This is a genomic window from Candidatus Nitrotoga sp. BS, from assembly GCF_927797785.1.
Taxonomy (GTDB): Bacteria; Pseudomonadota; Gammaproteobacteria; order Burkholderiales; family Gallionellaceae; genus Nitrotoga.
This window is the reverse complement of sequence record NZ_CAKMLL010000046.1, coordinates 1-14,633: the sequence shown is the minus strand read 5'-3', so window position 1 is coordinate 14,633 and position 14,633 is coordinate 1. Positions and strand designations below refer to the sequence as shown.

The 14,633-nt window shown below is 47.2% G+C and carries 11 protein-coding genes and 2 pseudogenes; 8 read left to right on the top strand and 5 right to left on the bottom strand.

What is annotated here, in order from left to right; genetic code table 11:
* Window positions 1-365: 365 nt before the first annotated feature.
* Window positions 366-2,486, top strand: coding sequence for a RelA/SpoT family protein (locus tag MJ769_RS04865; protein ID WP_239234794.1), 2,121 nt, complete (start codon window positions 366-368; stop codon window positions 2,484-2,486).
* Window positions 2,487-2,599: 113 nt separating this feature from the next.
* Here the strand turns inward: MJ769_RS04865 and MJ769_RS04860 are convergent, their stop codons facing one another.
* Together MJ769_RS04860 and MJ769_RS04855 are read right to left on the bottom strand one after the other, a co-directional pair.
* Window positions 2,600-3,262, bottom strand: a complete 663-nt coding sequence (locus MJ769_RS04860; RefSeq protein WP_239234792.1) for a hypothetical protein — start codon at window positions 3,260-3,262, stop codon at window positions 2,600-2,602.
* Window positions 3,263-3,603: 341 nt separating this feature from the next.
* Window positions 3,604-3,783 carry a hypothetical protein gene (locus tag MJ769_RS04855; RefSeq protein WP_239234790.1) on the bottom strand — a complete coding sequence of 60 codons (180 nt, stop codon included), beginning with the start codon at window positions 3,781-3,783 and terminating at the stop codon, window positions 3,604-3,606.
* A 595-nt stretch (window positions 3,784-4,378) separates the two neighbouring features.
* Here MJ769_RS04855 and MJ769_RS04850 point away from each other — a divergent pair.
* From MJ769_RS04850 to rfbD, 5 genes are all read left to right on the top strand, one after another.
* A complete protein-coding gene (locus MJ769_RS04850; RefSeq protein ID WP_239234788.1) occupies window positions 4,379-4,615 on the top strand; it encodes a hypothetical protein in 237 nt (78 codons plus the stop codon).
* A gap of 162 nt (window positions 4,616-4,777) precedes the next feature.
* Entirely contained in the window at window positions 4,778-5,335 is a 558-nt protein-coding gene (locus tag MJ769_RS04845) for a thioredoxin family protein (RefSeq protein WP_239234787.1), read from the top strand.
* 226 nt (window positions 5,336-5,561) lie between these two features.
* Window positions 5,562-6,935: a Trk system potassium transporter TrkA gene (gene trkA / locus MJ769_RS04840; protein WP_239234785.1), complete on the top strand. Its 1,374-nt coding sequence runs from the start codon at window positions 5,562-5,564 to the stop codon at window positions 6,933-6,935.
* Window positions 6,935-8,392, top strand: coding sequence for a TrkH family potassium uptake protein (locus tag MJ769_RS04835; RefSeq protein ID WP_239234783.1), 1,458 nt, complete (start codon window positions 6,935-6,937; stop codon window positions 8,390-8,392). Before trkA ends, MJ769_RS04835 begins: the two co-directional genes overlap by 1 nt.
* A gap of 237 nt (window positions 8,393-8,629) precedes the next feature.
* A complete protein-coding gene (gene rfbD / locus MJ769_RS04830; RefSeq protein WP_239234782.1) occupies window positions 8,630-9,544 on the top strand; it encodes a dTDP-4-dehydrorhamnose reductase in 915 nt (304 codons plus the stop codon).
* A gap of 119 nt (window positions 9,545-9,663) precedes the next feature.
* Here rfbD and tnpA read toward each other — a convergent pair.
* The 3 genes and pseudogenes from tnpA to MJ769_RS04815 all read right to left on the bottom strand — a co-directional run bounded on the left by tnpA (window position 9,664) and on the right by MJ769_RS04815 (window position 12,389).
* Window positions 9,664-10,094 (bottom strand): annotated as a pseudogene (gene tnpA / locus MJ769_RS04825) (IS200/IS605 family transposase).
* A gap of 183 nt (window positions 10,095-10,277) precedes the next feature.
* A complete protein-coding gene (locus MJ769_RS04820) occupies window positions 10,278-10,769 on the bottom strand; it encodes an Lcl C-terminal domain-containing protein (RefSeq protein WP_239234780.1) in 492 nt (163 codons plus the stop codon).
* A 453-nt stretch (window positions 10,770-11,222) separates the two neighbouring features.
* A pseudogene (locus MJ769_RS04815) lies at window positions 11,223-12,389 on the bottom strand (IS4 family transposase).
* Between the two features lie 279 nt (window positions 12,390-12,668).
* Between MJ769_RS04815 and trxA the strand changes: the two are divergent.
* Window positions 12,669-13,004: a thioredoxin TrxA gene (trxA, locus tag MJ769_RS04810; protein ID WP_239234778.1), complete on the top strand. Its 336-nt coding sequence runs from the start codon at window positions 12,669-12,671 to the stop codon at window positions 13,002-13,004.
* Window positions 13,005-13,159: 155 nt separating this feature from the next.
* Window positions 13,160-14,416 (top strand): transcription termination factor Rho, encoded by a 1,257-nt coding sequence (gene rho, locus MJ769_RS04805; protein ID WP_239234776.1) that lies wholly within the window; start codon window positions 13,160-13,162, stop codon window positions 14,414-14,416.
* Window positions 14,417-14,633: the final 217 nt, after the last annotated feature.

Sequence of the window (14,633 nt, the reverse complement as noted above, 5' to 3'; positions counted from 1 at the left end):
ATTAAATATTCATATTCAGAACCTAATTGTTTTCCTAGAAAGATATGTTATAAATTACTTAGCGGTCAAATAAGTAAAAGTTGTAGCCGAGACCAATAGATAACCAAATGGATCTGCTCAGCTAAATTATTAGACGGTAGGCAAGAGTGAGTAATTTTAGCGCGACTTCTTATTGATATGAAGTGATAATTTTTTTCGAGTACGCCGTGTTGTGGCGAAACGGGATAAGCAGACAAGTCGCAAAGCGGCTGCTCGCAAAATTAGATTTTAGAGGTGACCTAAATCAAGTACGCAGTTTGGACGAATACTTTAGCAGATAATCTGTATAGCAAATGCTCGCAAATCTAAATTCTGGAGGTGCATGTATGTCCGACGCCGAAATTCTCTTACAGGAGGTCTCCGCCTACCTGAAGTCTAAGGATGTCGAACAGATCCGACAGGCACTTAAGTTTAGTGGCGAGGCACACGAAGGTCAGCTACGCAGGTCCGGTGAGCCCTATATTTCGCATCCCATCGCGGTTGCTCGAATTCTCACCCCGCTGCATCTTGATCCGCAAGCCATCATGGCTGCATTGTTGCACGATGTGGTGGAAGATACACATATCAGTAATGAAGAAGTAGCCAAGATATTTGGCAAATCGGTAGCCGAACTGGTTGATGGCTTGAGTAAGCTTGACAAGATTGAATTTCAGACCAAGGAGGATGCACAGGCGGAAAATTTCCGCAAAATGCTATTAGCGATGGCGCGTGATGTGCGCGTCATTCTGATTAAATTGGCCGATCGTCTGCATAATATGCGCACGTTAAAATCGATGTCTCGCGAAAAATGCGAACGCATCGCGCGCGAGACTATGGAAATTTATGCACCCATTGCTAACCGCTTGGGTCTCAATGCCATCTATCATGAATTGGAAGACTTGAGCTTCAAGCATCTGTATCCCAAGCGCTATGAAGTTCTGTCCAAGGCTCTCAAAGTTGCACGCGGTAATCGTCGTGAGGTTGTAGGAAAAATCCAGGAAGCCATTCGCCAACGCCTGGATGAGCATCACATCACTGCCCAAATACAAGGGCGAGAAAAACATCTATATGGTATCTATATGAAAATGCAGGCAAAATCACTTGCCTTCTCCCAAGTGCAGGACATTTATGGTTTTCGTGTGATGGTGGATGACGTGCCCTCTTGTTACTTGGTGTTGGGATTGCTACATGCTCTATATAAACCGATTCCAGGAAAATTTAAAGATTATATTGCTATACCCAAAGCAAACGCCTATCAGTCTCTGCATTCTACCCTGTTTGGGCCATATGGTACCCCGATTGAGGTTCAGATTCGCACTCAGGAAATGCACAAAGTCGCAGAGGCTGGTGTCGCCTCGCACTGGTTATACAAGACCACGCAAACATCATTCAATGATCTGCACAAGCAAACCCACCAGTGGCTGCAAAGCTTATTGGAAAGCTTAAGCCAAAGCGGCGATTCGGTGGAATTTCTTGAGCACCTGAAGGTAGATCTATTTCCGGATGAAGTTTACGTGTTTACACCTAAAGGAAAAATTCTCGCGCTGCCACGTGGCGCAACTGCTGTGGATTTTGCTTACAGCGTGCATACTGACATTGGCAATCGCTGTGTAGCTGTCAAAGTAAATTTCGAGCTGGCACCATTACGTACCGAGATGAAAAATGGCGACCGTGTGGAAATCATTACCGTGACACATGCTCACCCCAATCCCGCATGGCTCAGCTATGTAGTCACCAGTAAGGCGCGCAGCCACATTCGCCATGCACTCAAAACAATGCACTTTGATGAATCCTCCGCACTTGGGGAACGCCTGCTGAACCAAGCTCTAACTTCACTTGGACTTAATAAAAATGATATTGACAGCAACCAATGGGAAAAGCTGCTTAAGGATACCGGTGTAAAATCGCGCGAAGAAATCTTTGCTGACATTGCTCTGGGACGCCGCCACGACATGGTTATTGCACGTCAGCTTGCACGTATTGGAGAGGCCGGTACACAAGAACATCCCGCATTCAGTGGCGTAATTACTATCCTTGGCACGGAAGGTATGGCAGTACAGTTCGCTAAATGCTGTCGGCCAATTCCAGGGGATCCTATTATCGGCATTATAAAGAAAGGCCAAGGATTGGTAGTTCATACACATGACTGTCCTTTGTTATGCAAGGGACGCGGCGGCATGGACAAATGGCTGGATGTGGTTTGGGACAAGCACATTAACAGACCCTTTGAGGTGAGTGTTAAGTTGATCGTAGCTAATCAGCGTGGCGTCCTGGCCAAGGTGGCAGCAGTGATTGCCGGTGCCGAATCTAACATCGAAAACGTCCACTTTACCAACGAAGGTAATTACACTACGCTGTACTTCACTTTACAGGTGAGCGACCGAACACACTTGGCCAACGTGATGCGCGGCCTGCGTGGGATACACGAGGTAATACGCATTGCTAGGATCAAGAGCGTACCTACCTAACTTTCAAGTCCCGCTTGTTTATAAAGGACGCTTCTAAAAATCGCAATTTTACTAGCAGTCGTTTTGCCACTTGCCTGCTTACCCCGCTTCGACACAATACGGCGTTACTCGAATTAATCTATCAATTCGATGGCCAAGTTATCTGCCCACAGTGTCCCGTCATCTTCCAGCATTACGCCGACTTTTAGAGAATAAGCAGAAGGTGGGATTTTTAATTCGACAGTGTAACTTTTCCAGTCTTGCGTGCCTTTCACGCGGGAATTTTGCATGAAATTCCAGGCCAAGATTTGGCCACTTCCGTCATCTGCACGAAGGACGAATGCGCCACCAGCTCCGTTGATGTCCACGCCTCTAAGCGAGCCAGAGAGCCGCACTGTCTTGTTGTGCCATGAGGGATGGACGCCGATCGATTGTTGGAGCAAACCATAAGGTTCAGAGCCCTGGCGCTTAATTCGCACGCTACTCGGCATAGAAAGTGCATTTTCTGGATCAGCCACAAAGGTATAAGAATTGCCTGAGCCGTGCTCAATCGCTGTCCAGCCATTTATCTTGCCGTGCTGGTCAGGGTTGAACGATGGATTTTTTAAGCTAATTACTGCATGGGGAGCTGCGCGTCTGGCTTGGCGGCGCGTATATACAGATGGCAGAGCGGCAGGTAGAGTAACTTGTGTCACTACAGGTGAGGCTGGTACTGATGAAACATCTGCGCCAAGAGCATGGTTTGTAAAGCCTGCGAGCAGGAACGCAACCCACAAATGGGATATTGAGTTATTCATAAATTTACATAGATAAAGTGATGTGCAATTATAGTTTGCAGGCAGTGTCTGTGTGGCTAATTATTTACAGGATACCTCTGAAATCAAATTTTGCGAGAAGCCGCTTTTCTATTTTCCTGATACCTTATCGTTAATTCCCATTCGGGGGTGTGCTTGTCAATGATTTTCTCGATGATTTTATCTGCTTTGTCAACGTCATCAGTTGACCTTTTTTGATCTCTTTGCATCCGAAACCGGCGCGTATACCGTGGTTTTGTCTGATACCGCACGATCTGTTTGTGCTTGGAATAACCTCCGTTCACAAGCCACTAATTGGGCATACATACACAACCCTTCTGTATTCATTCACTCATCGGTGCGAGTTGACCCATATCGTTGCCACAGCTTGCACCATCCACGCCAATAATGACTTGGCTGTCACAGCCCGAAGAGAACTGGGTGTTGCAGGCCAGACGAAACCCACCGCCTCCCCTCTTCGTGACCGTTGGCTTCGCATCCGTGCTGGAGGCGTTTACTTCCACTGCTGTTTTGCCTTGATGACAGTTTGATTTCCTTCGCACTGCGCAACCTTGTCGTGTTTTGATGGCGTCATATATGCTTTAGTGGTTCCGCAGTTTTACATAGTTCCAAACTAGACGCGCATGATGTTTTTCCGGTAACCAAGGATTCAAAATTGATGGAGTGAAGCTCAACTTGCAATCGCTGGTTGTTAAAACGCGTGCAGGCGCATTTGGGTCGTGACGACTGGCTTAGGGGTGATAATTTTGCAATTGAACTTGCGAGTCACTCCCGGAATAGACACGATAAATTTTGGTTTTTACGGGCTTTGAGCGCAAACTGCGACTGGACACTAGGCAGTGGGAAGGGGGAAGGGGGAAGGTTACCTGCTATCTGCAAGTTGACTATTCACACCTAAGCAGATTGCTGGCACACTAGTTGCCATGTTTTTTGGAAGCCCTTCAGCAATGTTTTTACTAAACAATCTGCGCCGCCATCTACGCGATAGTGCGCGGGGAGCTGCGTGCCATAGTGATTTGCTGGTTGTGCGGTCGGTCTGGACATGCCGAATGTCGTCCGCGAGCGTGGTGTTATAACAGAGGAGAGCATATTCCGAAGATGGTCAGTATCCATACCGGCCACCGGAGTTTGAAGGTCGGCTGGATCTTAAGGCATTGGGAAGTCAGTCTCAGCGAGGGTGTGAATGACGGTTCTGCGGCAAAAAGTTTTGGCTATGCGCAAGCGTATCTGGCCATAAAACGGTCAGTCGATCGTTCGCTGTGCCAATTCTTGCTCAAGGGCTGCGATTTTGGCTGCTTCTCGCAAGAGGAGCAGGATATGGTTGCGTGGAATTGAACATCTGCCAATGACAGTTAGCCAGGTTCAAGTGACCCACGTGGTTATTAATGTCGGACGGCTTTTATTTCAAACAGCATCATAAATATATTACTATGTTGCATTTTTTCGCTTGGGATTTGCCCTCCCACCCCCCGAAAACTGTTGTTAAGGAGAGATTAAATGGTGAGTTTGCAGCCACCTGTTTGCGATTTTGGCCGGAAGGCTCATGAATTTAACTTGCTGGGTGTGGATGGGAAGCGTTACACCCTAGGAAACACATGTGGCAAGAATGGACTGTTAGTGATGTTTATTTGCAACCATTGCCCCTATGTAAAATCCATCCGTGATCGCATTGTGAGGGATACACACGAATTGTTGCAGCATGGCATTAACAGCATTGCCATCATGTCAAATGATTCTGCAGAATATGCAGAAGATTCACTTGAGAATATGCAGAAAGTGTCCCAGCAATACGCTTATCCATTTCCTTATGTATGGGATGAGACACAGCAAGTTGCTAAAGATTACGGAGCGGTATGTACGCCAGATTTCTTCGGGTTTAATGCTCATCTGGAATTGCAATACCGTGGTCGACTGGATGCCTCACGCAAGGAGGCAGTACCGCATGTGCCGCGTGATTTGTTCAATGCTATGGTGCAAGTGGCGCAAACTGGCAAGGGTCCGCTAGAGCAGATCCCCAGCATGGGTTGTTCTATTAAATGGAAAATCGAAGTATAAACCTGAATTCATTCCGCAGAATTGAGTATGGCCCATTGAGCTGAGGCACATAAATTTCCCGTGCTGTGCGGCTGAGATATTTGTACAGAGACGATAGAGGCCAAGTTTGTAAGCAGCAAATCCAATTTGAGCCGCAACAGCCTGTATGTTTTATGCCGGTAACGCATTATGGCCAACACACGTCAGGCGGTTACAAATGAGTTGGACATCATAAAAGGCGATTGACGTGCAGATATTGATACTCGGAGCTGGGCAGGTTGGTTCAACAGTAGCGGAGAGTTTGGTTGGAGAGGACAACGATATAACCATAGTTGATACTGACGCGGAAAAACTGCGCCTGCTACAAGACCGCTTTGATCTACGTACCCTGGTGGGAAATGCGTCCCACCCTTCTGTACTGGAGCAGGCTGGAATTGCAGATGCTGATATGTTGTTAGCCGTTACGCAAAGCGATGAGGTTAACATGGTGGCCTGCAAGCTTGCCGCCAGTTTGTATAACACCCCGACCAAGATTGCGCGCATTCGCGCCGCAAATTATCTGGAACATCCCGAAATATTTAGTGCTGAAAATTTTTGTGTCGATTTTTCCATTTGCCCTGAACAAATACTCACTGATTACATCAATAAATTGATTGAGTTTCCAGAAGCCCTGCAAGTGTTGGAGTTCGCTAATGGCAGGGTGTCTCTGGTTGCGGTCAAGGCATTTGAAGGCGGACCGCTGATTGGGCGGGAATTGCGTTACCTCCATACACATATGCCCAATGTTGACACCCGGGTTGCGGCAATTTTTCGCCATGATAGACCAATTATTCCAGAAGGTGGTACGGTGATAAGGGCAGGCGATGAGGTTTTCTTTATTGCTGCAACCGAACATATCCGCACGGTGTTGAAAGAATGGTGTCATATGGATAAGCCATCTAAACGCGTGGTAATTGTAGGTGGGGGCAATATAGGACGTAGGCTGGCGCAAGCACTGGAGCGTGATTATCAGGTTAAGCTTATTGAACATAACAAGAAGGCATGTGAGCGCCTGGCAGCTGAATTGACCCAGACGCTGGTGCTTTGTGGCGATGGAACCGATGAGAATTTGCTAGCCTCCGAACATATAGCCGATGTGGATGTATTCTGTACTCTGACTAATGATGATGAGAACAATATTATGTCCGCGCTGCTAGCAAAGAAGGGGGGAGCGCGCAAAGTCATCTCATTAATCAACCGCAGTTCGTATGTCGAATTGGTGCAGGGCGGGAAGATAGATGTTGCACTGTCACCGTCCCACGTAACGATCGGCTCGTTGCTGGCCTACGTGCGCCAAGGCGACGTGGTAGTGGTGCATGCGCTTAGGCGTGGAGCAGCAGAGGCGCTAGAGATGGTGGTGCATGGCGAGCGACATTCGTCTAAAGTTGTGGGGCGGCGCATTGATGAAATTGAGCTGCCTAAGGGTGCGACTATCGGTGCGATAGTGCGGGGCAAGCTGGTGATCATGGGACACCACGACACAGTGATTGAGGCGGACGACCATGTCATCGTATTCGTGATCAACAAAAAGATAATCAGCAAGGTTGAGAGATTGTTCCAGGTCGGCATAGGGTTCTTTTAATGCAACGCTTGCTGACCCTTATTCACGCGCTTGGCATGATGTTAGTCATGTTCAGCATCACGTATATCTTGCCTATTTTTACATCGTATATTTATCACGATGGCACATTGATAGACTTTGCCTTGGCGATGGTAATGACTCTTGCGGTGGGCAGCCTGATGTGGCTGCTTACGCGCCATAACAAAGGTGAACTCTCTATCCGGCACGGCTATTTCCTAGTAGTGATGATGTGGACGGCGATGCCTGCTTTTGCCACGATGCCGTTATTGCTACTGATCAATGGTTTGTCTTTCACCGATGCCTATTTTGAAACGATGTCTGGCATGACAACCACGGGCGCAACCGTGTTGACTGGATTGGACGCTTTGCCGCCCGCCATCAACTTGTGGCGGCACGAATTAAGCTGGCTAGGAGGTATGGGTATTATCGTATTGGTGGTGGCAATTTTGCCCTTGCTGGGTGTCGGTGGTCGTCAATTATATAAGGCGGAAATGCCCGGTCCGATGAAAGATACCACCCTTGCCCCGCGCATTGCAGAAACAGCTCGTAATTTGTGGCTGGTATATTTATGCATTACGGTGGTTTGCATCATATCGCTGCACTTGGCAGGAATGTCTTGGCTAGATGCTATTTGTCATGCATTCACTACGGTGGGGCTGGGAGGTTTTTCCACGCATGACGCTAGTGTTGGATATTTTAACTCTTCCACTATTGAATTAGTGATGACCATATTCATGCTGCTGGCAGCAATGAATTTTGCGACACATTTTCGAGTATGGCGAAAAAAAAATCTGAAACTCTATTTGCTTGATACTGAGAGCCTTGGCACTGCTATCATCCTAGTAGTAAGCTGTTTTGCCATTGGTACATTTTTATGGTGGCAGAATGTTTATCCGAGTTTCTGGGCTGCGCTGAGGTATGCTAGCTTTAATTTGGTATCGATTGCGGCTAACTGTGGCTTTTCCAGTACAGATTTTAGCCTTTGGCCCATATTTGCGCCGCTGTGGATGCTTTTTTTAAGTTGTATTGCAGCCAGCTCCGGCTCTACCGGTAGTGGTATTAAAATGATTCGCACGCTCATTCTGATTAAGCAGGCAGGGCGTGAGTTCCTTAAGCTGTTACATCCGGCCGCGATAAATCCGTTAAAAATAGGTGGCCGCGTAGTGGCCGACAACATAGTGTTCTCGGTGCTGGGCTTTATCTTTCTTTACTTCATGAGTGTAGTTGTATTGACCTTTGCGCTCGTGATAAGTGGGTTGGATTTTTTATCTGCTTTTTCTGGGATAGTTGCTTGTATCAACAATGTTGGTCCTGCTTTGGGGATATTGGGTCCGGCAAGCAACTATGGGGTATTGAGCGATTTTCAGACTTGGGTATGCACTGTGGCCATGCTGATCGGGCGCCTTGAAATAATTACCGTGCTGATTATTTTCACCCCGCATTTTTGGCGGCGGTAACCTGATCTTTAATGAATTTTGTGCAGGTAACATGCGAATTCATGAAGCTTATTTGCTGCTCGTGAGGTGTAAGCACATGATGCATACCAGTTCATAAGGGAAATATTCATGCGCCATCTTCAGTCAATAATGAGCAGCGGTTATTTGGCCAGGAACAGGGTAATGTACTGTCTAGCTGCTTGCTGTAAAAATTTATAATTATTTTTATATTAAATAATTTCTGAATAAATAGGGCTAATGATGATGTTGCAGAAACCTGTTGTTTTATTATTTGGTAAGAATGGCCAAGTTGGCTTCGAACTGCAAAAAACATTGTCATCTTTGGGCTTGGTACATGCCTTTGGCCGACAAGATTTCGATTTGGCTGATTTATCGCAAGTACGAGAGATTGTGCGTCAGCTACGGCCCGATATTATTGTGAATGCTTCGGCTTACACCGCAGTAGATAAAGCCGAAAGCGAACCGCAAATTACTTACCTGATTAATGCCACTATACCCAGTGTGCTCGCAGAAGAGGCAGCCTCTGTAGGCGCATTGATCGTGCATTATTCGACTGATTACGTGTTTGATGGTCTCCAGTCTGGTTGGTATGTAGAAGACGATATCCCAAACCCTCAGTCGGTTTATGGTACAAGTAAACTTGCGGGCGAAAGTGGAATTACAGCAGCTAGTTGCCGCAATTTGATATTTCGTACAAGCTGGGTATTCGGCGCGCACGGTGGGAATTTCGCCAAGACGATTCTCAGGCTCGCTAAAGAGCGGGAATCGCTCAGCATAATAGCTGATCAGCATGGTGCTCCGACATCGGCACATTTAATTGCTGATGTGACCGCTCAGGTTATTGCCCGATATTGGAACGAAGTGAATCGAGAAAGCTTTCCCTATGGCATATATCATTTGGTTGCCGCTGGTGAGACCACTTGGTACGAATATGCCAAATACGTCATTACTTATGCTGAAAAGTTAGGAATTGAATTACGCTTAAAGTCGACTGCAATTGAAGCAATCGCCAGCACCGACTATCCATTACCTGCACCGCGTCCGTCCAATTCCAAGCTTGATAGTGAAAAATTGCGAAAAACGTTTGGTCTGGTTCTCCCAGATTGGCACAAAGACATGGCACATGTTCTGGAGCAAATTATTACTGCTTAGGTATCATGTCTAAGTATAATTCAATGGTATTAATTCTAAACTAAATAACCATCGGTTAAAGCCGGAGGGTTTGAATTACGGACTTAAAGTCCGGATACGCGTCGCCTAAACGACGCGTCCTAATCGGGTTCCATTTTAAAACCATCGTTCGGCTTAGGCTCAAAATGATGCTCAAATATTACTCTATCATTGCTTCCGTCATCTGGCCTACCGTGGCATAAAAGTACCCTCTCGCCCAAAAGTGCATGCCCCAATATTTCTTTTTCAGGTGCGGAAATTCTTCAAACAGCTTGCTCGATGTGCGCCCTTTGATTCGCCTCATGATCTCTCTGGGTGCCGTGGTAGGCGGACAACTCACGAGGATGTGTACATGATCTTTACTCACAACACCTTTGACGATCCAAATTTCAAAGGCTTCGCATGTCCCTCCCACCAAGTCTCGGATTCGCTCCGCCACCTCTCCATTCAGCACCTTGTAGCGATACTTCGTTACCCAGACAAAGTGCTACTCAATTTGAAACACCGTATGACTGCCGTATCTGTATTCCATACCACACCTCCATTCGTGCGGCATATTGCCGCAGCTAAAGCTGACCGGCTAAAGCCGATGGTTTAAACCTTGATTGATAATTATAATCAGTGGTGGAATAAGTCTTCGGGCGAAAATGCAGCGAGGTGGGTATTTGATAGTGGTGTTGGCTGACCTTAAATACCCTAATCGCTATGCGCCAAATTATTCGCTGGAGCGCACTAAGCGCACCCGATAGCCAGCGCTGTTATGCTCCGAGCCATAATCCACATAGCCATAATCGAAATTGACTCCCCAAGCATAAGAAGACTCACCAGCCGCAGGCGGAGCTGACCAAAAAGGAGACCCTGGCGTTCCCGGAAAGGCGACCGTATCAATCGCCGGGTTACAGCAGCTAGGATCCACGATGCCTGACAGCTCCTTTAGACTAGGGAGGCGCCAAGGTTTGCCACTGGTTAAGGCTTCGTTCTTAGCCCAGCTTTGTGCCTGATCTGAGTTAAAAGCGGTCGCGTTCCCACTACAGTCATTGTTAATGATCTTTATACCTTCTGCGTAACGCCGCCAGATCAGGCCGGTAGTGCTGTCAGTGACTTCATTGCCGTCCGGCGAAATTACATATCGGGACTGGGTTGGCGTACTCGGGTTGTCTAGCGAAGCCACACCGTCTGCCAGTGGCAGGGGAGTAACGGTTTTCATGATCATGCTCCTAGCGTTAGTGAAAATTAGATTTGTGCATCCTACTCTAGCTATTAAAAAAACTATAAAGTAATTTTTCGTCGTTTTTAATTTTATCAGTAGTGTCCGGTTAAATGAAGGGGTGTATCGCCAGATGCCAGGACTGGCAAGGGATTTCGAGCAATGAAATGAATGGCGTCTCCAATTTCAACGGTTAAAAGCGGTACCCGCAGTCTTCTGGTTTTTCCTCAGAGTCTGCCATGAATATTGGTAGGCACTATTCGAACAGCTCATGGATTGCCATTCCCGTAAACCCTCCATCACACCGCCTATCCCACGATAGGTATCTCTAACATAGCAAGACTGTAAAATAGGGGGAAAACGTGAGACAGGCTACAGACAGCACTCTTTGATGGTAAAACGGATTGACACGCGATACACATTAAAGTTGCACAAAATATCACTAGTGTACGGTTAATAATCGAACAAATTCATTTGGTTATTGACGGGTGCTGCAATAGTTCTGGTGGCATCGACCTGCAAGGCCTGTTAAATATAAGTTTTCTCAAAAACAGACATAGACAAAATCTGTAGCAAAGTGTAGAGCGAGGCATTCAATTGAAGTTTTTTGACGATAGCGATCAACACTTAGGTGGGCACGGCGCATCAGATTTGCGTCTTCACCGCATTCTCGCTCGCGCCCAGAAAACGCTTGATGCGCAGATGCTGTTTGATCCATTTGAAGAACAGCTCCACTTGCCGGCGGCTCTTGTACAGCGCGGCGATAGTCAAGGGTGACAAAGGCCGTGTTGTTGGTCAGAAAGACCAGCGTCTTGCCTGTCACGGGGTCTTGGTATCGAATGCGCCGCAACTGCTCGGGGTAGCCCTTCGACACATAAAATCCGTCCAGCGCAATCATTTGATCGCAAATCACCCCTGTGGTCCTGTCGGTCTTGGTCGAATACACGCGATGGCCGTTCATACCGCGTTTCGCTCGAGTTACAAAGAAAGCACCCGCCTGATGCATCTTGTACAGCCTGGTAAAATCCAGATACCCGCGATCCATGATGTAAAACGCACCAGCTTTGATAAGCAATATATCGAGTACATTGACGTCTCCCATCTTGCCGTTGCTGATATGGATGAACGCAGGGATCGCGCCGCGCAAGTCTAGCAGCGTGTGCATCTTCACCGCCGCCTTGGTCGATCGAAACGGCGCCCAGTCGAACAGACTCAAGCAAAGATCGATGGTGGTTGCATCCAGCGCGTAAACCGTGGCGTCGAGATCGACGGCCAGCGGTTCTTTGACGTAAAGTTTTCTGGCTCGCAATATCAGTCACATAGCCAGTGCGTGATATATATGCCAGTCCCGATTGTTCAGCGCATCCGTCAGCGTAGTACGAGCTGGCGCGCTCTTCAACCCCATAGAAACAGCTTGGCTTGATTGGACAGTAGGCATGCCTTGATGTCGCGCAAGGACTCGCGCCAGATCAATTGCGAGAAAACCATCACCCGAAACAAATCGGCGCAGTCCAGGGTGCGCACACCCGCGTCGTCATTGTGCCGTTCGATGATGCGTCCGAAGTTCTTCCACGGCACGTACTCCATGACTTGCGCAAACAGCGTTTTGCCCACGTTCATTGGTCACCCCCAGTTGCATAAACCTGGAAGTATCGCAAATACTTAAGCTAAAATTCAAATCTGGACATCCATGAGCCCTTTGGAACCTCCATCAATTGAGGCTTCCCAGTCGGGATGTCTCAATTTAACCGGACACTAGTGACAAAATATACGCAAACACCTTCACATCTTGTCTTTTTTTAGTTAGGATGCATCCCTAACCTCTGTGGCGCATCTTCACTCTGTTTTACATTAAATCAATTGTATCTTTAACTTCTAAATTATAAAGCGAGATTATTCATGAGTGAGCACATCCGTTATGTTACTGACGCCACCTTTGAAGCTGATGTACTTCAAGCACCGTTACCCGTGCTGGTAGATTACTGGGCAGAATGGTGTGGCCCATGCCGTAGTGTCGCTCCGATTCTGGAAGAGATCGCTAAGGAATATTCTGGGCGCATGACCGTAGCCAAAATGAATGTAGATGAAAACCAGCAAACTCCACAAAAATATGCTGTTCGTGGTATTCCCACGCTCATGTTGTTCAAGAACGGAAATATCGCGGAAACTAAAGTCGGCGCGTTATCAAAATCGCAGCTCACCGCATTTATTGACAGCCATATTGAAATCATTTAGACTTATCCGCCGGTATTTTCATTGCTGGCAGATCCTGCTGTACCATACTCACAAACACTGATACTCAAGATAGTTAAGGCAAGCGGCATCCCGCGTGCGAACCGTATACCTCCCTGAGCAGGTTCCTTCAACTTCGTAATATCATTCATTCCTATATGCATTTATCTGACCTCAAGACTAAACACATTACTGAGCTGGTTGGCATGGCAACAACAAACCAGATCGACAACGCTAACCGCATGCGCAAGCAGGACCTGATTTTCGCTTTGCTAAAAAACCAGGCAAAAAAGGGTGAGAGTATTTTCGGTGAAGGTACACTGGAAGTGTTACCTGACGGATTTGGCTTTTTGCGCTCGCCGGACATTTCTTACTTGGCGGGACCGGATGATATTTATGTTAGTCCTAGCCAGATCCGTCGTTTCAATCTACATACTGGAGATTCGATCGAAGGTGAGATCCGCACTCCCAAAGAAGGGGAGCGTTACGTTGCCTTAGTAAAGGTGGACAAGGTTAATTCCGAAGCTCCGGAAAATACGAAGAACAAGATACTGTTCGAAAACCTGACACCATTGTTCCCAACTAAGCAAATGACACTGGAACGAGACATCCGTGCCGAGGAAAATATTACGGGTCGCATCATTGATATTGTTGCTCCCATTGGCAGAGGTCAGCGTGGGTTGCTGGTAGCTTCGCCCAAGTCTGGCAAAACCGTGATGTTGCAGCACATCGCCCATTCCATTGCGGCAAACAACCCGGATGCACATCTGATTGTTCTGCTTATCGACGAACGTCCCGAAGAAGTAACTGAAATGAGTCGTAGCGTGCGCGGTGAAGTGGTCGCATCTACCTTTGATGAGCCTGCTACGCGCCACGTCCAAGTCGCAGAAATGGTGCTCGAAAAAGCCAAGCGGTTAGTTGAACATAAGAAGGATGTGGTCATCCTTCTGGATTCCATCACGCGGCTGGCGCGTGCCTACAACACAGTTGTGCCGTCTTCCGGCAAAGTGCTTACTGGCGGTGTTGATGCTAATGCTCTACAGCGCCCTAAACGGTTTTTCGGAGCGGCTCGTAACGTTGAAGAAGGCGGCTCACTTACCATTATCGCCACGGCGCTAGTGGATACCGGTTCTCGCATGGATGATGTGATTTACGAAGAATTCAAGGGCACCGGTAATATGGAAATTCATCTTGACCGGCGCATGGCAGAGAAACGCATCTACCCGGCCATTAACATCAACCGTTCCGGTACTCGCAGAGAAGAATTGCTGATTAAGTCGGATCTTCTGCAAAAAATTTGGGTATTGCGCAAATTGCTCTACCCAATGGATGAGTTGGAGTCAATGGAATTTCTGCTGGATAAAATTAAAGCGACTAAGAACAACGCTGATTTCTTCGATTCAATGCGCCGTTAAGATTTCAAAAGACTTAGTATTCAGATTTATATGCCATATGGGCTCAGCATAATCGAGCCTCTAAAAAAGGCCGCAAGTTAATTAATCCTGCAGAAATGTGGCAGCTTTAATATAGAGCTTCTTGCAAAACCCTCCACCAAGCCAGGCGAAATTAACCTAATTTGTCAAGTCCCGGCTGGTTATAAACGCGCTTCTTGAATAATTCAGGTTTTTTCTT